We start from the raw sequence: 20,422 nt of genomic DNA on the forward strand, positions 1-20,422 counted from the left end.
CTGACGCTGTCAGCTGCCGCTCTTTGCCGCCGTGCCGAAGCGGACTTCCTCGATCAGCGAGGACGATATCGTCGGGACCTGCTGGCCATCGGAACTGCGCGACACCGCGTTGCGCGTCCGCGCGAAGACCTGCTCGGCGCTAACGCCTTGCGTGTTCATGTTCTTCAGCAGTTCGGAAACCAGCACGCTGTTCTCGCCCTGCGATTCGTCGACTACCTTGCCGGGAGTCGCCGATGACAGGATCAGCGCATTCTGCGGCGCGTCGATTGCAGCCAGACCGCGCGAATAGGTCCGGAAGCGGCGCTCGAACGGATTGCGGCGCGAAGCGTCGAGCACGACGAGACTGGCGCGTGCACCCCTATCCTTCAGCGCATCCAGAATCGACTCAATGCTGGTGCCTTGTCGGCGGACGTCGCCTTCCTTCCAGATCGCGGCATCGACCGGGATCATGTAGCTTTCGCGCCCGGCCTGGATGCCGTAGCCCCCATAGAACAGCATCACGACGGAGTCGCGCTGGACCTTTGAGGTGAGGCGATCGACCGCTCTCTGCAGATCCTCCCGGGTGGCATCCTCGACCACATCGACCTCGAAGCCGTCCTGACGCAGCGCTGCCGTCAGTGCCCGGACGTCGTTGATCGGCTGGGCGAGCGGCGCGTTGGCATCGGGATAGCGGCTATTGCCGATCACCAGCGCGAGGCGGGAGGCCCGGGCAGCGTCCTTCTCCGCGACCTGGCCGCCGATGTTGGCGACCGCCGCGCGAGCGTCGTTGCTGATCTTGTTGAGGGCAGCGTTGGCTCCAAGGCCAAGCGAGATCACGGTGCCAATAGCGGCAGCCGCAATGACAAGCGAGCGGCGGGAAACGCCAAGCTTGCTCAGGTCCATGGACTTCTTCCTCTCAAACCTAAGCACGCGACGAATACTCGCTGTCCCTTGCCACAGGCGGCGTGATGGAAAATTTTGCGTTTCCGGTGCCGGAAAAATGTGCTCATTTTGCGGCGTCGCAACATTAGCAAACCCTTAATACTCTTGGCAAACTTTCCCTGATGGGCAGTTTACGTTTGGTATATGGGCGCGCAGGCCCGGTTCAGGTTCCCGCGTTCTTTTGCGCCGGTCGCCGCCTGGATGGAACCTCGTTTTCAAAGGCCACAGGCGAGCTGGTAGCGAGGCTGCCTTGAGACCGGTGCAAATTCTGTGACCCTCCTCACAGTCACCCTCTTGAAGATTTTCAGCAATGTCAGCAGCTTGGCCGCGTCATCAGCGACCAGGTATCTGCGAAGCTCCGATTTTCACGAGCAAATGACGACACGCGTCAGACATGCGATAGTCACATCCGGAAGGGGACGGGCGCATTTATGAGAATTCCTGACATGGCGGGCGCGGCGTTTCGGGCGCTGACAGCCCGGAAGGACGGCCCTTCCATCTATGACGTGTGTGACCCTGTCCTATTGAACGGGCACACAGGCGACGAGCATCTCGGCAAATTCTATCGAACGGCGCTTCGGAACCCGGCGCTGATGGCCTTGTTGCGGCGGGCGGGCATTCCGGAGCTCGGCGACGAAACGCGGCTTGCGACGTTGCGAAGCGCGCTGGCGCAGGCGCGCGACGAGGAAAATCCCGATTGGGCCGAGATCGGCCGGCCGTTTGCGGAGCTGCTCGATACGATCGAGCTCAACCATCCAAAACCGAAGCCGCTGACGACGTCAGGGCAGCTGCCCAGCCAGTCGGAAATCGACCGGATCATCCGCAGCTGCGGCAAGCACCTTCTGAAATCGTTTGCCCGCAATGGATTCCTTCCGACCTATGCGGCCTTCAATCTGATCGGCGACCCGGATTTTCGGGGACGTGAGCTGATCAAGGCCCTGACCGGCCTGAACGCGCGCGGCTACAAGAATTCCACGCTGCTGTTCAACCTCGCACGCGTGTTCATTGCGCGTTCGGCCGCTAGCAACGTCATCAATCCCCGCTGGAAGGGGATCGCCGAGCCGATGTGGGAGCCGGTACAAATCCGTCATCGATCGGCCTATTACGACGCCTTCTTCATCGAGGCGCTGCTCAGCTTTGTCGAAACGGGCTTGCCGTCCGACGAGGAATCCGCGACCGCGCGCCGCGCCATTGCGGAGATGGTCGAATTCTGTCTTGGCGCCAGCCGCGAGGACGTTCAATCGCAGGATGGTGCAAGGTTCAGCGTCGTCACGGCTTTGGCACCGCCACCGCATCCGCGCTTCTCTCGCTTCTTTGCGCAGATCAAAGAAGAACTTGGCTTCGGCATCTACGTGCCCGATTGCGACACCACCGCATGCTCGTTCTCTGCGGCGACCCAGGCTGGCTCCGACGATCCGATCCTCAATCAGCCGCTGCTGGATTTCTATGCCGGCTATCAGGTGCGGCCCGGCAGCAACGAACCGCTGATCACGGTGCCGTTGAACGACAACATCGCCTATGACGGCGCGATCGCGACTTGGATCGACAATCTTGCCGGCGAACGCCCCTACGGCAACGACCTCGATCCGACGTTGAACCTCGATGTACTCGAAGTCAGCTTCCGCAATTGCGAGCGCTGGAAGATCCTTCAGACGCCGTCGCGCCTCGAGACCATTCAACGCATCGTCGGCTTCCAGCGCAGCATCGTCGAGAGCGGCGCGTTTACCGACCCGCGTTCGCACATTTACTACCTGCCCGAACTGTATTCGGCCTATTTCGGCCGCTGTTACGCTGCGTTCCGCGCATTGCCCGAGGTAACGCAGCGGATCATCGATCCTAACGATACGTTCTCCATGATACGACGCGCAGTCCTCGCCTACGTCGAGGAAGAGCTGATCACCAAGGAGATGAACGCGTTCGATGCGGCGCTCGCGTTACTGGCGCTCGGTCATCTCGGCGCAGATCGGCAGAGCTTCGCACCGGCGCTTCGCACCATTGTCGAGAGCTTCGGCGAAGGCAACTTCCGCGCGCCGTTCAAGGCTTACGAATGGAATAAGATGAAGACCCCGACGCGAATTCTTGTCGGAGGCCCCGAGGTGACGTCGGCGTTCGTGTTGATGGGACTGGCGGTCGCAAGAGCTGCGCTTCAGCCTCATATACAGCACTCTTGAAACACAACATCACTGTTCCTGACGAGAACTGACATTTGCCTTCATCGCAAGGCGACGATGTCGAAATTTCTATTGTCTCGATTTCGATCTGTGAAATAGATTGCGCGCACCAAACGACCAGTGCGGGCCCCTCTGACAGCTTCAAGAGCAAGCTGTGATGTCGGACTGGACGATGCCGACGCGGCCCGCGGATCTGCACCCTGGATCAATCAGCCGCTCTGCATCGATGCACGTTGTTTGCAGTCGCAAGAGGCTGAATCCGGCGCGCCTATACAACAACCCAGCCGACGGCATGAATGCCGCAGCAGTGGAGGACAGATCTTGGATATGCATCAAACCGCGTTCTGGCTCGCAATCGGCCAGATCATCTGGATCAACATCTTGCTGTCGGGGGACAACGCCGTCGTCATCGCGATGGCGTGCCGCTCGCTGTCGGACCGTGCGCGCCTGTGGGGAATGATTCTCGGCGCTGGCGTAGCGGTCATCCTGCGCATCATCTTCACAGGCATCGTTACGACTTTGATGAACATACAGTTCCTCAAAGCCGCCGGCGCGATCGCGTTGCTCTATATCGCTGTCGATCTCATCAAGCCGAAGGCGCATGATGACGAAGGCCAGATCAACGCGGCCGATACGCTGCTCAAGGCGATGATGACGATCGCGGTGGCCGACCTCGTCATGAGCCTCGACAACGTCGTCGCCATCGCTGCGGTTGCAAAGGGCAGCTGGCTGCTGTTGCTGATCGGTCTCGGGATCTCAATTCCGATGATCATCGCGGGCAGCGCAATCATCATGGCGATGCTCGACCGCTTCCCGGTACTGGTCTGGGCCGGTGCAGCATTGCTCGGCTGGATCGCCGGCGAGCTGTTCGTCACCGATGTCGGAGTAGCCGGTTATCTCGGCGCGGAAGCCGCACATTTCTACGAGAAGCCGTTTGCGATCTTAGGCGCCCTGCTCGTCCTCGCGATCGGCGTCTGGCTTCGCTACGGCCGACGTCAGCCGGCGGTGGCCGATTCTCATCAGAGCCAGACCTGAAGCTGAGCGGCGGCTCCACGAAAGATCAAGAAACGTTGTCGCGCCCCGTTCGGGGCGCGATTGCGTTGCGGCCGACGTTTGCTGTCGTTCAGACGAACGCTGCCAGCTGTGGCACGAAGCGGCTGACATGCTCCATCGATTCGGCGAGCATGAATTCGAGTTTCTGATCGAGCACGACCCTGAAGGCGCAAAGACCGATCAGCGACCGGGCCACAAACGCAAACCGATGGGGCTTTGTCAGCATCCTTGCGGCCGCATCTGCGATGCGGTCGAGACGGGTGTCCTCAGCAATCACGCAACCGGAGCCGTCTTCGAGCACGTAGAGCCGGCCGATACGCGTCACGCACATCGTGCAGTCCAGGTCGGGAGCCTCGCCGACGATGTAGAACTGGGGATCGCCGGTTTCGGTCTTGCCGACGCTCCAGGAAGCCCGACCGCGCTGCGAGCCGTGCGCGGAATAGAGCGATACCAATTGCTGCAGTTCGTTCTGGCGCCAGCAATGCGGGCGCTCCGGCACATGGAATGCAACGACGTTCTGCGCTGTCATGGTTGATCCTCGAACAACAGCCGATGAAGCTCCGGGTCGTAGAACTCGAGCAGCTTGCGCGCGAACAACGACGGGGATTCGCCAAGCGCCCTTGCCCATCCCTCCATCGCCTCGGTCGGTACGCGACCGAACCCATTCTCCACCTGCGAGATGAAAGTGTAGTACTTGAGGCCCAGTCGGTCAGCGAGTTCGACCTGCGACAAACCAGCCCGGTTCCTCAATCCCTTCAGCCACGCTCCTGCCTGCTTACGCTTAAGCTTTGCCTCAGGTTCCGCCCGCGCGAAGTGCATCGGCTCCTCCGACTTCAAAAGGCCTTGATCGGTTTGTTGTTTCAAGTGTACTAAACTATCCATCACTGAAGTTGTCTGCGCGAATTTGGACTTAGCATAAGTTCTGCATGTATCAAACCTCGCCGCAGCACTGAAGTCGATCGCCGCCATAGTTCCGGCAACGCCGGAGTGACATGCCTCGCGATGAGCCCTCACGAAAACCAACGAATCTGAACAGGGACCGAACCGACCCATGGCCGAGCTTCTTACTGCCCAGGCGCTGAGCGCACTGTTGCAGGTCATCATGATCGACCTGGTGCTTGCCGGAGACAACGCGATCGTCATCGGACTTGCCGCTGCGGGCTTGCCGCAAGAGCAACGCTCGAAGGCGATTCTGATCGGCATCATCGCAGCGACAGTGCTTCGCATCGCATTCGCCGGCGCAACCACGCAACTACTGCAGATCGTCGGTCTGCTCCTCGCCGGCGGATTGTTGCTGCTGTGGGTTTGCTGGAAGATGTGGCGTGAGCTGCAGGCCCAGCACGGCGAGGAAGCGGCGACCGAAGAGGCGTTCGACGTGGACGTCAACCCGGACGGCACCGCGTCTGTCCGCGGGCCGCGCAAGACGCTGGCGCAAGCCACCTGGCAGATCATCATCGCCGACGTGTCTATGTCGCTCGACAACGTTCTCGCCGTTGCGGGCGCGGCACGCGAGCATCCCGGGGTTCTCGTGTTCGGCCTCGCGCTTTCGATCGCCTTGATGGGCATCGCGGCAAGCTTCATCGCCCGCCTGCTACAGAACCACCGCTGGATCGCCTATGTCGGTCTTGCCGTCATTCTCTATGTGGCGCTCGAGATGATCTATCGCGGCACCTTCGAGGTTTTGCCGCATGTTACCGCGCTGGCGCAGTAGCGGAAATAACCATTGAACGAAATTGATCGCGGCGCGAAAGCGCCGCGATTTTTTTAGGACGCAGATGACGGCGCGAGCCCGGTCGACGACCGCTGCCGCCCGTCGATCATCAGCACGATGACTGCAGCAACGATGCAGAGTGCACCGGCCGCGAAGAACGCCGGCAGATAGGTGGCAAGCATCGTTCGCGAAAAGCCCGCGGCGAAAGCTGCCAGCGCGGCGCCGATCTGATGGCCGGCGAAGATCCAGCCGAACACGAGGTTGGCCCGTTCGGCGCCAAATTTCTGCGCCGTCAGCCTGACTGTCGGCGGCACCGTCGCGATCCAATCCAGCCCGTAGAAGACGGCGAACACCGAGAGGCCGAAGAAGGTGAAGTCCGTAAACGGCAGGAAGAGGAGCGACAGCCCGCGCAGACCGTAGTACCAGAACAACAGCCAGCGATTGTCATAACGGTCTGCCAGCCAGCCCGACGCGATGGTGCCGACGAAATCGAAGACGCCGATCGCCGCCAGCAGGCCTGCGGCCTTGGTTTGCGACAGGCCAAAGTCTACGCACATCGGGATGAAGTGGGTCTGGATCAGCCCGTTGGTGCTGGCGCCGCAGATAAAGAACGTCCCGAACAGAATCCAGAATGCTCTTGTGCGCGCGGCGTCACGCAGGGCTCCGAACGCTGCGGCTGTGACCGATCCGGATGCGCGCGGCGGCGCAGGCGGCGGCAGACCTTGATGGCCGTAGGGCAGCAGGCCGACGTCCGACGGACGGTCGCGCATCACAAGCAGCATGACAAGTGCCGCGCATCCGACTGCGGCACAGACCGCGATCAACGCCACCCGCCAACCATAGTCGACCGCAAGCGTCGTGAGCAACGGCAGGAAGATCAACTGTCCGGTCGCAACGCTTGCCGTCAGCACGCCGACGACGAAGCCGCGCCGGGCGACGAACCAGCGCGTGGCAACGGTCGCGCCGAGCACGAGCGCCGTCATTCCCGTTCCGACGCCGACGCCGATGCCCCATAGCAACAAAAGCTGCCAAAGACTGGTCATCCAGAGCGACGTCACGAGCGAAATGGCCACGATCGATTGTGCGATCAGCACGATCCGGCGGACACCATACTTGTTCATCAGCGCCGCCGCGAACGGCGCCATGATGCCGAACAGAAAGAAGCGGATCGCCAGCGCTGCCGAGATATCAGACGTCGACCAGCCGAACTCCTGCTGTAGCGGGATGATGAAGATGCCGGGCGCACCGACCGCGCCGGCCATGATGAGACCCGACAGGAACGTGGCGCCGGCGACGATCCAGCCGTAATGGATTTTCTGGAACGGCGTCTCGGCGGGCGTAACGGAGGTCATGGGCACGTCTCGCAAATCATCTATTATATTATAATCATAATATGACTAACACGCCGCGCCCTATTCGCAAAGGGTTTGCTCGCAGCCTGACAACGTGGAGGGAAAGGGGATCCGCTATCGCGATCGAAACGGAGCAAATTCAGCTTTGAGCCAACCACACTGCCGCGTTGGATTGCGTCAAGTGTTCGCGGCGGTCAAACGGCGTCGCTTCTTCGAACGGCTGTACCGCGCAAAGACGCCCGACCTTGCCTCGCTGGCGATGACCGCCGAGGGCCAGTCCTTCCTTGGCTAAATCACCACAAGGACTTCTGCGCGCGCTCGGGCCAAGCGCGGTCGTACTCCTCGCCGCCGACGCGATTGTCGCTCATGCTGGCGAGAATCTCGCCCGGGCTCGGCAGGTCCTGCGCCCGCAGATACTTCGCCGGATTCCAAAGATCGGACCTGACGATTGCGCGGGCACACTGGAAGTAGATCTCGTCCACGGTCATGACCACGACCGAGCGCGGCGCCTTGCCTTCGGTCAGGAACGACTCGCAGAGCGCTGGATCGACAGAGACATGGGCGCGCCCGTTGATCCGCAACGTGCTGCCGACGCCAGGAATCAGGAACAACAGTGCGACACGCGGGTCCCGCACGATATTGCGCAGCGAATCGACGCGGTTGTTGCCGCGCCTGTCGGGCATCATCAGCGTCTTTTCGTCGTGAATGCGGACGAAGCCCGCAGCGTCACCCCGTGGAGAACAATCCAGACCCTCAGGACCGCCGGTTGCGAGCGCAGCAAACGGCGAGGCATCGATCAGCTTGCGGTATTTCGGCGTAATGCGGTCGGCGACCTTGACGGTCGACGCATCGTTGGGCTGCCCGTAGATCGCTTCCAGCTCTTCAACAGATGCAATGATCGACATCGTCCTCTCCGCTATCCTGTGCGGCGCCGTTCTAGCGTTCGACGGCTGGCGCAGCAAGATGGCCGGCCACCCAGGAGCTAAATTCCCGCGTCATTGCGAGGCATAGCCGTTCGAAGAACGGCGTCGCTTCGCTCGCCTATGGGGCGACGAAGCAATCCAGCGCGGCATTGGTCGCAACTGCCGACAGGATTGCTTCGCTCGCAATGACGATTGCGCTACTTCGCCTTCAAGAACTCGGCTACGTCCAACAGCACGAATTCGTTGTCGTCGGCCTTGTTAGGCTCGCGGCTGGTCGAGAACGGCAGGTTGTTGTCGTTGCCGACGACGATGTGCCGGTCATCGACCACGTCGACGTTCTCAATGGTGAAGAACGGGAACGTCAGGACGCCATCGTTCAACGGTTTCCTTGCCTTCTTGTTGGGATCCTGGATCTTCATCAGATCGATATAAGCAATCTTGCGAACCGGCTTGCCTGCGGCAGCATCCCCAAGCTCGATCTTGTAGACGCGCTTGAACTTGGCGAGATCGGCAAAGCAACTTTCGCCGCGGCTGCCCTGCGGGCATGCCTTGTCGGCCGTACCCTCGCCGTTGTCGCGTTCGATGATCAAACCGGTCGTACCGTCGATCATGTTGAAATCGCCGATGGCGTGACCGTTCGCCTCGAAGACATAGTGCCAGAAGCGACCGGTAAACTTTTCCGCGGCTACGTCGAACTCGAGAATGCGTGCGGCTTCCTTGCCATCAAGTTTCTCGACATCTTTCTTTTCGGCATCCCACAAAGGACCTTCCAGCAACGCATAGAGGAACGTTCCATCCTTCGATGCGGCAAAACCTTCGTAGCCCTTGGAGCGGCGGAGGTTGACCGCGGCGCCGTACGACGCGCCGGGCGTTGCGGGCGTCTGGACCGACCAATGATCGGGCGAGCGCACCGGCTTGCCGTCGGCAATCGTCTCGAATACGGCGAGCACCTTACCCGCCTTGTCGGTCTTCAGGACGTAGGGTCCGAACTCGTCGCCGATCCAGATGTTGTCGCCGACGACCTGAAAGCCTTCGGTGTCGAAGTCGGCCCCCGTCAGGTAGCGCTTCGCAGTATCTTCGTGGACGATCCGGAACGGCACCTTCCTGTCGGGATCGTGCAGGAAGATCGTTTCCTGTCGCTCGATCTTGCCGCTCGCCCAGTCGATCTTGTGGCGATTGAGATAGAGCATCGAATCCGCCGAATTGTAGCGCGACCCCATGCCATTGTCGGTCAGCACCCAAAAGGTGCCGTCGGGCATCGTCTTGATCCCCGAGTGGCCCTGCAGCGGCTGCCCCTTGAACGGCACGGAAACGCCAGTCGGGCGCTCGTAGGATTTGCCCATCACGCTGCCGGGCGTTTCGACACGGCGGCCAGTCGTGTATTTGCCGGAGGTCTTCAGCTCGGCAGGCGCATCTGTCGGAGCATCGATGAACGTCTGCGCCGGGAGCACCGCATGGCCGACGAGCGTCGCCGGGAAATCGCCTTCCGCGAACGCTGCGGACGACATCATCAGAGCCAATGAAACAGAGCAGAGAAACGAAATTCGCATGGCGAGCTCCTGATGATGAACGTGTCCGCTTTTTGCATGAGGTAGTGCGCGGCGTTGACGGCATGGTGAAGGAACGATGACAGTCGGCATTTGCCGCTCGTGATGCATAAGTCATTGATAATTCGGTCGAATAATCAATGCGTCGGCTCCGCGACAGATGTACCGGCGGCACCAGGCGTGGCCGCAGCGATCGTTCCGTTGGCTAGTCACTCGATAGGCGCGCGATCGGCGCTTACCTGCCGCATAAAGAGGCAGAGATGGACAATCCGGGGCGGAAGCAGGTAGCTGTCTGACGCGCAAGGGCCGCAAGAAGAAGACGGAGCACAAACGACATGGCCGACATCGTTGCCGGCTCGGACCGGACAGAAGCGCAGTCGGAACTGCGCAGCCTGACCGTCATCTCGATTGCGCACTGGTACAGCCACTACGTCATCCTTGTGCTGCCGATGCTGTTCCCGTTCCTGAAGGAGCGACTGGGCGTCGGGTTCGTCGAACTTGGCTTCGCACTGACCGTGTTTGCCGTCGTGTCAGGTCTGACCCAGGCGCCACTCGGCTATGTGGTCGACAGGTTCGGCGCGCGCAGACTGTTGACGCTGGGCGTCTGCCTCGGCGGCGCCGCCTTCGTCCTGTTGGGGATGAACCTGAGCTACCCCTGGTTGATCGCCAGCGCCGCGCTGCTGGGGCTTGCCAACAGCGTCTATCATCCGTCGGACTACGCGCTGCTCGCCGCGAACATCGACGGCAAGCGGATCGGCCGGGCGTTCTCGATCCACACTTTCTCCGGTTTCCTGGGTGGTGCGGTGGCGCCCGCGATCGTCGCATTGCTCGTTGCGATGGTCGGCGGCGCAGGCGCGCTGATGGCTTCAGGCGCGATAGGCTTTCTGGTCGCGCTGTTGATCGTCGCCTTTCCCATTCCTGAAGCGAGCGCTGCGACCGCCTCCGCGAACGGCGCCGACGCCGACGCCGGTTCGTCAGGTGTGCTGACGCCGGCAATCCTGATGCTCGCGGTCTTCTTCATGCTGCTTGGCCTGTCGAATAGCGGCATCAGCACTTTCGGCGTCGTTTCCTTGATGACGGGCTACGGACTCCTGTTCTCCACGGCAAACATCGCGCTCACCGCCTATCTCGGCGCGAGCGCAGTGGGCGTGCTTGCCGGCGGCTTTCTCGCCGACCGCACGCACCGGCATGGTGACGTCGCTGCCGCCTGTTTCGCCGCCAACGTCGTGATCATCGTGCTGATTGCGCTGTTGACGCCACATCCGGCACTGCTGATCGCGATGATGACGCTGGCCGGATTTCTTGGCGGCGTGATCGCGCCGTCTCGCGACATGCTGGTGCGCAAAGCTGCACCGCCCGGTGCCGCCGGCCGCGCGTTCGGCATCGTCTCGACCGGGTTCAACATGAGCGGCATCATCTCGCCGCTTCTGTTCGGCTGGATCATGGATCAGTCAATGCCGCGCGGCGTGTTCTGGCTCGCTGCCTGTTTCATGGCACTGACGGTCCTGCTCGCCCTCGTGACCGAGCGAAGGCGGCCGGCGACCGAGGCCGCCTAGAGCATTTTCCGGAAAAGTGGGCACCGGTTTTCCGCAGAAAATGCGACCAAACAAACGAATCTAGAGCGGCACGACGCGCGAACCGGCACTCCGATGTCGTCAGCATCGGGCTGGATCCTGCAACGGCAAGTGCCTACGAAGCCTTCTTCTCGTCACGCAGGCGCGCGTTGGCGAATCCGACATACCAGTCGAGACAGCCGGGGTTTGCCATCGCGTCGCGGTTGATGACCTTGTCGATCGGCTGTCCGAGCAGCAGCTTCTTGATCGGCAGCTCCTGCTTCTTGCCCGACAGGGTGCGTGGGATCTCGGCAACCTGGAAGATGCCATTCGGTACGAAACGCGGCGACAGAGCGTTGCGGATCGCGCCTGAGATCGTTGCCTTGATCGCCTCATCGAGCTGCAGGCCTTCTCGCAGCACCACAAACAGCGGCATGTAGCTTTCGCGGCCAAGATATTCGAGATCGACCACCATTGAATCGAGCACCTCCGGCAACACTTCCACCGCACTGTAGAGCTCGCTGGTGCCCATGCGCAGCCCATGCCGGTTGATGGTCGCATCGCTGCGGCCGTAAATGATGCAGCCGCCGTTCGGCGTGACCTTCAGCCAGTCGCCGTGACGCCACGCCGGCCCGCGCCCAGAGCCGTCGAAGTTCGACGGATACATATCGAAGTAGCTCGCGAGGTAACGTTTCTTGTCCTGGTCGCCCCAAAAATAGAGGGGCATCGATGGCAGCGGCTCGAGACACACCAGTTCGCCGACGTCGTTGACGATCGGCTTTCCCTTTTCATCGAGCGCTTCGACTGCGCAGCCGAGCATCCGGCACTGCATCTCGCCCGCAATCACCGGCAGCTCGCGGTTTCCGCCGACGAAAGCACCGGCGAAGTCCGTGCCGCCTGACATGTTGCACCACCAGATGTCCTCTTGCGCGGCATTGCCATTGGCTGCTGCGAGCTTCGCAAACTGTTCGGTGCCCCAGCGCTGCGCCTCCTCGCTCATCGGCGAACCGGTGGTTCCGATCGCGCGAATTGCGGACAGGTCACCACAGGCAGCGAGATCGAGATCGGCCTTCGCGCAATTGGCAAAGAACGCGGCACCCGCACCGAAGAACGTCACGCCGGTTTCCGCACCGAAGCGCCACAACGTTCCCCAGTCCGGCTTGTCCTTTGCTCCTCCGGGATTGCCATCGTAAATGCAGCACGTCGTGCCGTTGAGCAGCCCGTTCGTCTGACAGTTCCACATCACCCAACCGGTCGACGAGTACCAGTGATAGCGCTCACCATAGGAATTCGTCGCGTAGCTGCAGCCGACATCGTTGTGAAGCACGTTCAGGGCCAGCGACATCACAAGAATTCCGCCGTGACCGTGGACAATCGGCTTCGGCAGACCGGTCGTGCCGCTGGAATAGACGATCCACAGCGGATGATCGAACGCCACCCATTCGGGCTCAAACGCCGTCGTCTGCGCATCGTCGCGCGCGACAGTTTCCGCGAAACGAACGGTGTCGGAAACGGCGGCCGTGCCGAGATTGTCGTGCAGAATGACATGCTGCACGCTCGGCAGCGCCGCACGTAACTCTTTCACAACCTCGGTCCGGTCATGGTCCTTACCGGCGTAGCTGACGCCGTCGCAGGCGATCAGCACCTTCGGCTCGATCTGCTTGAATCGATCAAGCACAGCCGCGGTGCCCATATCCGGCGCGCAGATGCTCCAGATGCCGCCGATGCTGGCTGTTGCGAAGAAAGCGACCATCGCCTCGATGATATTCGGCAAGTAGGCCGCAACGCGATCGCCTGGCATCACGCCTTGCGCCTTCAAGTGCAGGGCAAGTGAAGCGGATTGCCGCTTCAGCTCCGGCCATGACAATTCGCGCTGCAAGCCTTTTTCGTTGCGGCTGATCACAGCCGGCAACCCCGCCTGATTCGCCGCCTTCACATGCCGGAATATCTGCCGCGCATAGTTGACCTGCGCGCCCGGAAACCAGGCGGCGTTCGGCATGTCGCGCCGGCCAAGAATCGCGCTGTGCGGCGTCGGCGACTGGATCGCAAAATAGTCCCAGATGCTCTGCCAATAGGCATCGAGATCGGTGACCGACCAGCGCCACATCTCGTCATAAGAGGCAAATGACAGGCCGCGCGTGTCCTTCAGCCATTGCCGGTAAAGGGCGATCTGGGGAATGTATGGCGCACTCATGAGGCGGTCTTGGCGTTTCCGTGTCGGTTTCGTTAGCTGGAAATTACGAAGGGACCGAGCATGAGTCGATAGCGCTCGTGCGCGGGATTGAGTTTCGGGCCAGCCCGGGACTCCGGATGAGAAATCGGATAGTCTCCGCGCCCGCAAAGGAAGTCCTATGACACTGAAATCCTCGTTCTGGTCGTTTCCCTACGTCTCGCAGCGCATGCCGCTCCTGGCGGAGAATGTCGTCAGCACATCGCAACCGCTGGCGTCCGCCGCGGGCCTGTCGATGTATCTGCGCGGCGGCAACGCTGTCGATGCGGCGCTTGCCACGGCGATCACCCTGACGGTGGTCGAGCCGTGCCAAAATGGCATCGGCGGCGACGCCTTCGCGCTGATCTGGGCGGACGGCAAGCTGCACGGGCTGAATGCGTCGGGACGCGCGCCGAAACGGATGACCGCTGAGCACTTCAAAGGGCGCGACAGCATGCCGATGCGGGGTTGGGACTCGGTGACAGTTCCAGGCACTGTGTCCGCCTGGCGCACCGTGTCGGAGAAGTTCGGCAAGCTGCCGTTTGCCGACCTGTTCGAGCCGGCGATCCGCTATGCGACAGACGGCTATCTTGTTTCGCCGACGGTACAGCGGCAGTGGCAGGCACAGGTCGCCGACCTGCTGCCGCAGCCGGGCTATCGCGAGGCCTTCGCACCACAGGGCCGCGCACCGCTGCCCGGCGAAAAGTTCATTTGTCCCGGCCAGGCGCGAACGCTCACGCGCATCGCCGAAAGCAAGGGCGACGACTTCTATCACGGCGAACTGGCTGCGGCGATCGCCGCCCACGCGCGCAATACTGGCGGCCTGATCGAGGAAGCCGATCTTGCCGCCCACAGGCCTGACTGGGTCGAACCGATCTCGATGAACTACCGCGACGTGACGTTGCACGAGATCGGGCCGAACGGTCAGGGCATCGGCGCGCTGATTGCGCTCGGCATCCTCGACAACTTCAACATCGATCCCCAAGACGCCGACGGACCGCTCGCGCAGCATCTGAAGATCGAGGCGATCAAGCTGGCGATCGCCGACATGAGCGAGTATGTCGGCGATCCCGACGCGATGCGCAACGTGACCGCCGGCCACCTGCTCGATCCGGCCTACCTGCACAAGCGTGCGACGCTGATCGATATCGACCGCGCGTCGCCTGCACGCGCCGGTTCACCGATCAACGGTGGCACCGTGTACCTGACCGCCGCCGACAAGGACGGCATGATGGTGTCGTTCATCCAGTCGAACTTCAAAGGCTTCGGCTCCGGCGTCGTCGTGCCGAACACCGGCATCGCCCTGCAGAACCGCGCCTTCGGGTTCAACCTGAAACAGGGCCATCCCAATCAGGTCGGCCCCGGCAAACGGCCGTTCCACACCATCATCCCCGGTTTCGTGACGAAGGGCGGCGCGCCGTTGATGAGCTTCGGCGTGATGGGCGGATCGATGCAGGCGCAGGGCCATCTGCAGATCGTGTCGCGCATCGCCGACCACGGGCAGAACCCGCAGGCCGCGAGCGACGCGCCGCGCTGGCGCGTGCAGGACGACAATTCGACCGTCGCCGTGGAATGGAATTTTCCGAAGCAAACGATCGAGGGCCTGAAGGCGCGCGGCCACAAGATCGTCGTCGCGCCGCGCTTTGATACCGAGTTCGGCTGCGGCCAGTTCGCACTGAAGATCGACGGTGGCTATCTCGCCGCATCTGATCATCGCAAGGATGGCTATCCGGTCGGGATGTAATACATCGGCATGATCTCCCGGCGCACCAGCTCGATCGTCCTCAGCGAGGCGTCCTTCGGCAGGTTGCCGAACGCCACACGGCACAGGAGATAGTTGACGCCGGCTTCGCTGACCTGCGCGCGCAGCTTGTCGCGGACCGTGGCGAGCGATCCGACCAGGCAGACACCGGCTGCGTCGGCAGCCTCGAAATCCTCGGGGAAGTTTGTGGTGGGCTTGACATTGTGCTGGCGCCAAAGGAGCAGCAGGTTGTCGATCCATTGCTGGTAGGCAGGGCGTGCCAGTGCGCGCGCCTCCGCATCGGTTTCGGCGATGATCATGTGCCGGCTCATCCCCATCATCGGCAGTGTGTGGTCGCTCCTTCCCGACGCCTGCCAGATGGACCGGTAGCGGTCCGTGACCTTCCGCGCCATGGCAGCCGGGCCGTTGCCGATGATGTTGATGCCACGCTCGGCAACCCAGTCGAGACTCTCCGGCCGACCGAGACCGTACCAGAGCGGCGGCATCGGCTGCTGAAGGGGGTGCAATGGGATCGGCACATTCTCGAAACTGTAGTGCTTGCCACGGTGGCTAAGGACGTCGCAGGTGAAGCCTCTGAAGAGGATTTCCGTCACTTCCTGGAAGATGTCGGGCGCATCCGCTGGATCGACGTCGAAGAAGCCGAGTTCGATCGGCGAGATGCCGCGACCGATACCGACATCGAGCCGTCCCTTGCTCAAGTGATCGAGCATGCAGATTTCGTCCAGGATGCGCAAAGGATGATAGAGGCTCAGCGTGAAGACCAGCGCACCGAGGCGCAATGACCTGGTCCGCTGCGCGGCGGCAGCAAGAAACACGCTCGGCGAAGGCGCGAGCCCAAGCGGCGTGCCGTGGTGCTCGGCAAGATGGTAGCCATAGAAACCGGCACGGTCGCAGGCTTCGAGAATCTGCAGGCGGTTTTCGTATTGGACGGCTGTGTCCTCGCCGGACCGGTCCATGTGGTCGAACAGGCCAAACCGCATCCGCCCCTCCCCGTCTTCTGTTCCGTTATCCGGCTTTGATCGGAACTATAAGAAGAGGCTTTCGCTTTAGCCAGCGGCGGCAAGCAGCGGCACCGCACGGCTGGACCGCGCACACGGCACGTCCTGCGCGATGCGAATATCCCTGGTGAACCGCACGAGCTTCCAGTCGCCCGGTGGGTGGGTGAGACGGTAGCCGCGCCTGCGGGCAAGCCCAAGCATTTCACGATTCGTTGGCAGCGCGTCGCCAAAAATCACCGCGGCGCCGATCGCCACGGCGCGGCATTCCAGATTGGCAAGCAGCGCCGAACCCACGCCATGTCCGTGCCAGTCGTCGGCAACGGAAATACCGACCTCGACGGCCTGCGCCTGAGGGTCAAGGGCATAGCGCGCTTCGCCGATGATCGTCCTTGCATCGGCCGCACCGAACTCGGCGAGCACCGCGAAGTGGTGCGCCTCGCCGGTGCGCAGCATCCGTTCAAACTCCGATGGCGGCACGCCGCGCGTCGCACCGAGAAATCTGTTGTAATGCGACTGGGACGAGAGCCCGCCGAAATAGCGGCGCAGCGGCTCGATATCGCTCGGCTCGACGAAGCGAACGGTCATCGCCCTGCCCCTCCACAACTGCAGAACGTCCGCGAACTGGCGCAGGTCGTGTAGAGGAATCATCGTGCCGCTCTCTGCAGCCGGTCAGGCGCGCCAGAATGGCTTGTTCACTTCCTCGGCGATGGTCGACCAGGACAGGCCGATGTCATGCAGATCCCGCTCGCTCCAGCGCGAAAGTTCCCGTCGGGCCCGCGCCCGCTCGCTCCAGCTCCGAAGTATCGCGAGAGCACCGCGGAAGAAACCAGATTCATGACTATTTATCAGGGTAGGGACGGTATATGTGGTCATGGCAGAAATCTCCTTTGACTACCTGTTAGCAGCAACCTCTGCCAGATTCTGTCAGTTGACAAACGACACTTTGTCCCCGAATCTATGAGATAATTTCATGCATCGGAGTCATGGAGATGTCACGTCTCCCGTCCCTCAACGGCTTGCGCGCATTCGAAGCCGCCGCGCGGCATCTGAGTTTTACGAAGGCTGCCGAGGAGCTGAACGTCACGCAGACGGCGATCAGTCATCAGATCAAGCGGCTCGAGGAGGAACTGGGCTTGCGCCTGTTCATCCGTCAGAATCGCACTTTGACGCTGACGGCCGAAGCGCGCGATTACCTGCCAGGTATACGCGCAGCGTTTCAGGACCTGCGGCTGGCCACCGAACGGTTGAAGCGCAAGGAGAGCGAAAACGCGCTGATCGTCACCACGATCGCCTCATTCGCCGCCAAATGGCTGATGCCACGCCTGTCCCGCTTCCAGCAATTGCATCCGGCGATCGATGTGCGGGTGACCACCTCGACCGAATTGGCCGATTTCTCGCGCGATGGCGTGGATGTTGGAATCCGCTACGGCCATGGCAAATGGGCGGGCCTGCGCTCGGACTGGCTGATGGCCGAAGAGCTGTTTCCGGTTTGCAGCCCCGTTTTACTGACGGGCAAACACCCCATCAGGGCGCCGGAAGATCTCAAGAAACACACGCTGCTCTATTCCAGCCACGACATGGAAGACGACTGGCGACTCTGGCTGACGGCCGCCGGCGAGCCGTTGGACATCCTCAAGCAGCCATCGCTGACCTTCGACATGATCTTCATGACTGTTCAGGCGGCGATCGACGGGCTTGGCGTCGCCGTCGGACGAACCGCATTCGTCGAGAGCGATCTTGCGGCAGGACGGCTGGTTGCGCCATTCGACGTGACGCTGCCGATCGATGTCGGCTTCTATCTCGTGTGCCCGGAAGCGTCGGCTGACACGCCGAAAATCGCTGCGTTCCGCGAGTGGCTGCTCGCCACCGCCCAGCGCGACAAGCAGGTTCCCGTTCAGCCGATGCTCAAGAGAGCGTAGCGACCGCCTGTCGAAGAGGTCGCGTTTTCCTGGTGACAGGCAACAATCTGCTTTGGACAGTCGCCACCCGCGGAGGGTAGATTCGCTCGGATAGAAGGCTTGCACCGTTCGATTCAGGCGAAGGCACATGGCAAAGCATTCTCGCAGCAAAGCTGCCACAGGCACGGTCGCAAGCGAAGTCATCGCGTGCATTGCCGCGCACACGGATCTTCCGCAGGCCGACTTCAGCGCCAAGCGCAAGATCAAACGCTACGCGGCAGGCGGCAAACGGCGTGGCGCGCTGATCCGCGCGTTGCTCGCCTGGCCGGCGCTGAAACGGCTTGGCTTGCGCCAACGGCATTTCAATAAGGCCGGGCTTTCAGGCAAGTCGACGATCGACGACATCGTCGAGGTCATCGCCGCCGTGGCGCAGACCGCCAAGCGCCCGTCCGTCAAGAAGCGAGCGGTGAAGAAAGGCGCGCGAACCGGCACGACGCGGCGCCCCGTCAAAGCACGGCGAAAGGCAAAGACCTCGGCCCCGAGCAAGACGAAGGCAGGCGAAAAGGCGAAGCGAGCTGCGGCGAGCAAGACCTCAAAAAGCAAGACATCGAGCAGGCCGGCGAAGAGCAAAACCTCGAACAACAAAACTCTGAAGAACAAGCCTCGGAGGGCCAAGACTCCGAAGAAGGTCGCCGCAAAATCCAAACTGCCGCAGGCGCAGTCCAAGTCGCCAAAGAAGAAAGCCGCCAGGAAGGCAGCCCCGCGACGCGTTGAGACGGCGCCGAAGACGACCGCCGGCAACGAGGCGGCACCGAAGCGGACAGATGCTCCACGCATGAAGCGAACACCGCGCGCTGTGCGAATGTCGCGCGAGGCGGTGGCTGAACTGAAAGTGCAGCACACCGAGCACGATGTTCGAGCCGAACCGCCCGGCCGTGCGTTTGTTGAATCGAGCTCGTTTCAAGCTGACGCCATCGATGACGCCGTGTCGTCCGCCATGTCCGGCCCCGACGAAGAGAGCTTTGAATCGAATGCCCGCCCCGATCGCCCTGCGGATCATGCAGCGGAGACGCCACGGCCACGTCATGCGAAGGCTTCGCTGCACGATGCGGATCAGGACGGCTGACCCGGTCTGCGATCGGGCTGGCGAAGCCTTGTGCGGACGGTGACTCGATGAATCGTCAGGACCAAGCATAGCGGTTCGAAAACCAGCTATGGTCAAGTTTTGCGATGGCCAGCAGCGGACGCGCGCCAATTGAACACGCCGCTCGTGCGTTCAGCCCGGACGACGGGCGACGGGCGACGGCGTGATGCGCCGCCGCCCGGATGTCGCTCACATCTTCTTATAGGCATCCACAAGCGCCTTGCCATCGGCGCCGGCCTTCTTCAGCCAGTCTTCGGTCAGCTGCTCGCCGATCTTCTTGAAGCCATCCTTCAATTCGGTGCTGGGCGGCTGCACCTTCATGCCCTTGGCCTTGAGCTCGCCAAGATACCAGTTGGACTTGTCCTCCCAGGCTTTCCAGCCGCGCGTCTCGGCAGTCGCCGCTGCCTTCAGAATGGCCTCCTGCGTCGGCTTGTCGAGCGCGTCGAGCGCCGCCTTGTTGACGAAGATGAAGTTCTTCGGCAACCACGCCTGCGCATCGTAAAAGTGTGTAAGCGTCTCCCAGACCTTGGTGTCGTAGCCCGTTCCGCCGGACGAGATGAAGGAGTCAACGATGCCGGTGGCGAGCGCCTGCGGCAGCTCGGCGGCCTGGACCGTCACCGACTGCGCCCCGACCAGTTCGCCGATGCGCGTCGTCCCGACGTTGTAGGCGCGCCACTTCAGGCCTTTCATGTCGGCGATCGAGTTCAGGTCCTTCTTGGCGTAGATGCCTTGCGGCGCCCACGGCACGGCGAACAGCAGCATCAGACCCTGTGCGGCGAGCTTCTTTTCGACCGCTGGCTTTGATGCCTTGTAAAGCTTCATCGCCTCCGGATAGCTCGTGGCAAGAAACGGCACCACGTCAACGCCGAAGATCGGATCTTCGTTCTCATGGATCGACAGCAGCACCTCGCCCATCTGCGCCTGTCCGGTCGCGACCGCGCGCTTGATTTCCGGCGCCTTGAACAATGATGCATTGGCATGCACCACGATCTTCAGCTTGCCGTTGGTCGCGGTTTCCACATCCTTGGCGAACGCCACCAGGTTCTCCGAATGCGGATTGTTGGCGGGATAGCCGGCGGGCAGATTCCAGGTCGTTTGCGCGCTTGCCGCGCCAATGCCGGCGGCAAGACAGGCCGCGGTAGCAAGAACGATTCTGCGGTTGATCATTGGATGCTCCCTT

18 protein-coding genes are annotated in these 20,422 nt (G+C 61.8%); 7 read left to right on the forward strand and 11 right to left on the reverse strand.

Going from position 1 to position 20,422, the window contains the following annotated elements:
• Positions 1 to 9: 9 nt before the first annotated feature.
• Positions 10 to 882 carry a caspase family protein gene (locus tag RCO31_RS05370; protein ID WP_308967206.1) on the reverse strand — a complete coding sequence of 291 codons (873 nt, stop codon included), beginning with the start codon at positions 880 to 882 and terminating at the stop codon, positions 10 to 12.
• A gap of 470 nt (positions 883 to 1,352) precedes the next feature.
• On the opposite strand from RCO31_RS05370, the gene RCO31_RS05375 reads away from it, so the two are divergent.
• Together RCO31_RS05375 and RCO31_RS05380 are read left to right on the forward strand one after the other, a co-directional pair.
• Entirely contained in the window at positions 1,353 to 3,092 is a 1,740-nt protein-coding gene (locus tag RCO31_RS05375; RefSeq protein ID WP_308967207.1) for a hypothetical protein, read from the forward strand.
• Between the two features lie 327 nt (positions 3,093 to 3,419).
• Positions 3,420 to 4,127 (forward strand): TerC family protein, encoded by a 708-nt coding sequence (locus RCO31_RS05380; protein WP_308967404.1) that lies wholly within the window; start codon positions 3,420 to 3,422, stop codon positions 4,125 to 4,127.
• A gap of 88 nt (positions 4,128 to 4,215) precedes the next feature.
• On the opposite strand, the gene RCO31_RS05385 is transcribed toward RCO31_RS05380, so the two are convergent.
• A complete protein-coding gene (locus RCO31_RS05385; protein WP_308967208.1) occupies positions 4,216 to 4,674 on the reverse strand; it encodes a hypothetical protein in 459 nt (152 codons plus the stop codon).
• Positions 4,671 to 5,114, reverse strand: coding sequence for a helix-turn-helix transcriptional regulator (locus RCO31_RS05390; protein ID WP_308967209.1), 444 nt, complete (start codon positions 5,112 to 5,114; stop codon positions 4,671 to 4,673). Before RCO31_RS05390 ends, RCO31_RS05385 begins: the two co-directional genes overlap by 4 nt.
• 82 nt (positions 5,115 to 5,196) lie before the next feature.
• On the opposite strand from RCO31_RS05390, the gene RCO31_RS05395 reads away from it, so the two are divergent.
• A complete protein-coding gene (locus tag RCO31_RS05395) occupies positions 5,197 to 5,856 on the forward strand; it encodes a TerC family protein (RefSeq protein ID WP_308967210.1) in 660 nt (219 codons plus the stop codon).
• A 53-nt stretch (positions 5,857 to 5,909) separates the two neighbouring features.
• Here the strand turns inward: RCO31_RS05395 and RCO31_RS05400 are convergent, their stop codons facing one another.
• The 3 genes from RCO31_RS05400 to RCO31_RS05410 all read right to left on the reverse strand — a co-directional run bounded on the left by RCO31_RS05400 (position 5,910) and on the right by RCO31_RS05410 (position 9,681).
• Positions 5,910 to 7,208 carry an MFS transporter gene (locus RCO31_RS05400; RefSeq protein ID WP_308967211.1) on the reverse strand — a complete coding sequence of 433 codons (1,299 nt, stop codon included), beginning with the start codon at positions 7,206 to 7,208 and terminating at the stop codon, positions 5,910 to 5,912.
• A gap of 293 nt (positions 7,209 to 7,501) precedes the next feature.
• Positions 7,502 to 8,113, reverse strand: a complete 612-nt coding sequence (locus RCO31_RS05405; RefSeq protein WP_308967212.1) for a pyridoxamine 5'-phosphate oxidase family protein — start codon at positions 8,111 to 8,113, stop codon at positions 7,502 to 7,504.
• Positions 8,114 to 8,328: 215 nt separating this feature from the next.
• Positions 8,329 to 9,681 carry an esterase-like activity of phytase family protein gene (locus RCO31_RS05410; RefSeq protein ID WP_308967213.1) on the reverse strand — a complete coding sequence of 451 codons (1,353 nt, stop codon included), beginning with the start codon at positions 9,679 to 9,681 and terminating at the stop codon, positions 8,329 to 8,331.
• Between the two features lie 332 nt (positions 9,682 to 10,013).
• Between RCO31_RS05410 and RCO31_RS05415 the strand changes: the two genes are divergently transcribed.
• Entirely contained in the window at positions 10,014 to 11,234 is a 1,221-nt protein-coding gene (locus RCO31_RS05415) for an MFS transporter (RefSeq protein WP_308967214.1), read from the forward strand.
• 133 nt (positions 11,235 to 11,367) lie between these two features.
• On the opposite strand, the gene RCO31_RS05420 is transcribed toward RCO31_RS05415, so the two are convergent.
• Positions 11,368 to 13,425 carry an acetoacetate--CoA ligase gene (locus RCO31_RS05420; protein ID WP_308967215.1) on the reverse strand — a complete coding sequence of 686 codons (2,058 nt, stop codon included), beginning with the start codon at positions 13,423 to 13,425 and terminating at the stop codon, positions 11,368 to 11,370.
• Between the two features lie 157 nt (positions 13,426 to 13,582).
• Between RCO31_RS05420 and RCO31_RS05425 the strand changes: the two genes are divergently transcribed.
• The gene (locus RCO31_RS05425) at positions 13,583 to 15,184 is read left to right on the forward strand and encodes a gamma-glutamyltransferase family protein (RefSeq protein WP_308967216.1); all 1,602 of its coding nucleotides are present in this window, start codon (positions 13,583 to 13,585) and stop codon (positions 15,182 to 15,184) included.
• Here RCO31_RS05425 and RCO31_RS05430 read toward each other — a convergent pair.
• The 3 genes from RCO31_RS05430 to RCO31_RS05440 all read right to left on the reverse strand — a co-directional run bounded on the left by RCO31_RS05430 (position 15,166) and on the right by RCO31_RS05440 (position 17,073).
• The gene (locus RCO31_RS05430; RefSeq protein ID WP_308967217.1) at positions 15,166 to 16,182 is read right to left on the reverse strand and encodes an LLM class flavin-dependent oxidoreductase; all 1,017 of its coding nucleotides are present in this window, start codon (positions 16,180 to 16,182) and stop codon (positions 15,166 to 15,168) included. The genes RCO31_RS05425 and RCO31_RS05430 overlap by 19 nt on opposite strands.
• Before the next feature lie 66 nt (positions 16,183 to 16,248).
• Positions 16,249 to 16,785 carry a GNAT family N-acetyltransferase gene (locus RCO31_RS05435; protein ID WP_308967218.1) on the reverse strand — a complete coding sequence of 179 codons (537 nt, stop codon included), beginning with the start codon at positions 16,783 to 16,785 and terminating at the stop codon, positions 16,249 to 16,251.
• A gap of 84 nt (positions 16,786 to 16,869) precedes the next feature.
• Positions 16,870 to 17,073 carry a DUF1127 domain-containing protein gene (locus RCO31_RS05440; protein ID WP_308967219.1) on the reverse strand — a complete coding sequence of 68 codons (204 nt, stop codon included), beginning with the start codon at positions 17,071 to 17,073 and terminating at the stop codon, positions 16,870 to 16,872.
• Between the two features lie 116 nt (positions 17,074 to 17,189).
• Between RCO31_RS05440 and RCO31_RS05445 the strand changes: the two genes are divergently transcribed.
• Together RCO31_RS05445 and RCO31_RS05450 are read left to right on the forward strand one after the other, a co-directional pair.
• On the forward strand, positions 17,190 to 18,119 hold the full coding sequence (locus tag RCO31_RS05445) for a transcriptional regulator GcvA (RefSeq protein WP_308967220.1): 930 nt from the start codon (positions 17,190 to 17,192) through the stop codon (positions 18,117 to 18,119).
• A gap of 127 nt (positions 18,120 to 18,246) precedes the next feature.
• On the forward strand, positions 18,247 to 19,224 hold the full coding sequence (locus tag RCO31_RS05450) for a hypothetical protein (RefSeq protein ID WP_308967221.1): 978 nt from the start codon (positions 18,247 to 18,249) through the stop codon (positions 19,222 to 19,224).
• A gap of 207 nt (positions 19,225 to 19,431) precedes the next feature.
• On the opposite strand, the gene RCO31_RS05455 is transcribed toward RCO31_RS05450, so the two are convergent.
• A complete protein-coding gene (locus RCO31_RS05455; protein WP_308967222.1) occupies positions 19,432 to 20,409 on the reverse strand; it encodes a TRAP transporter substrate-binding protein in 978 nt (325 codons plus the stop codon).
• Positions 20,410 to 20,422 lie beyond the last annotated feature (13 nt).

This window comes from Bradyrhizobium sp. LHD-71 (genome assembly GCF_031157255.1).
Lineage (GTDB): Bacteria > Pseudomonadota > Alphaproteobacteria > Rhizobiales > Xanthobacteraceae > P52-10.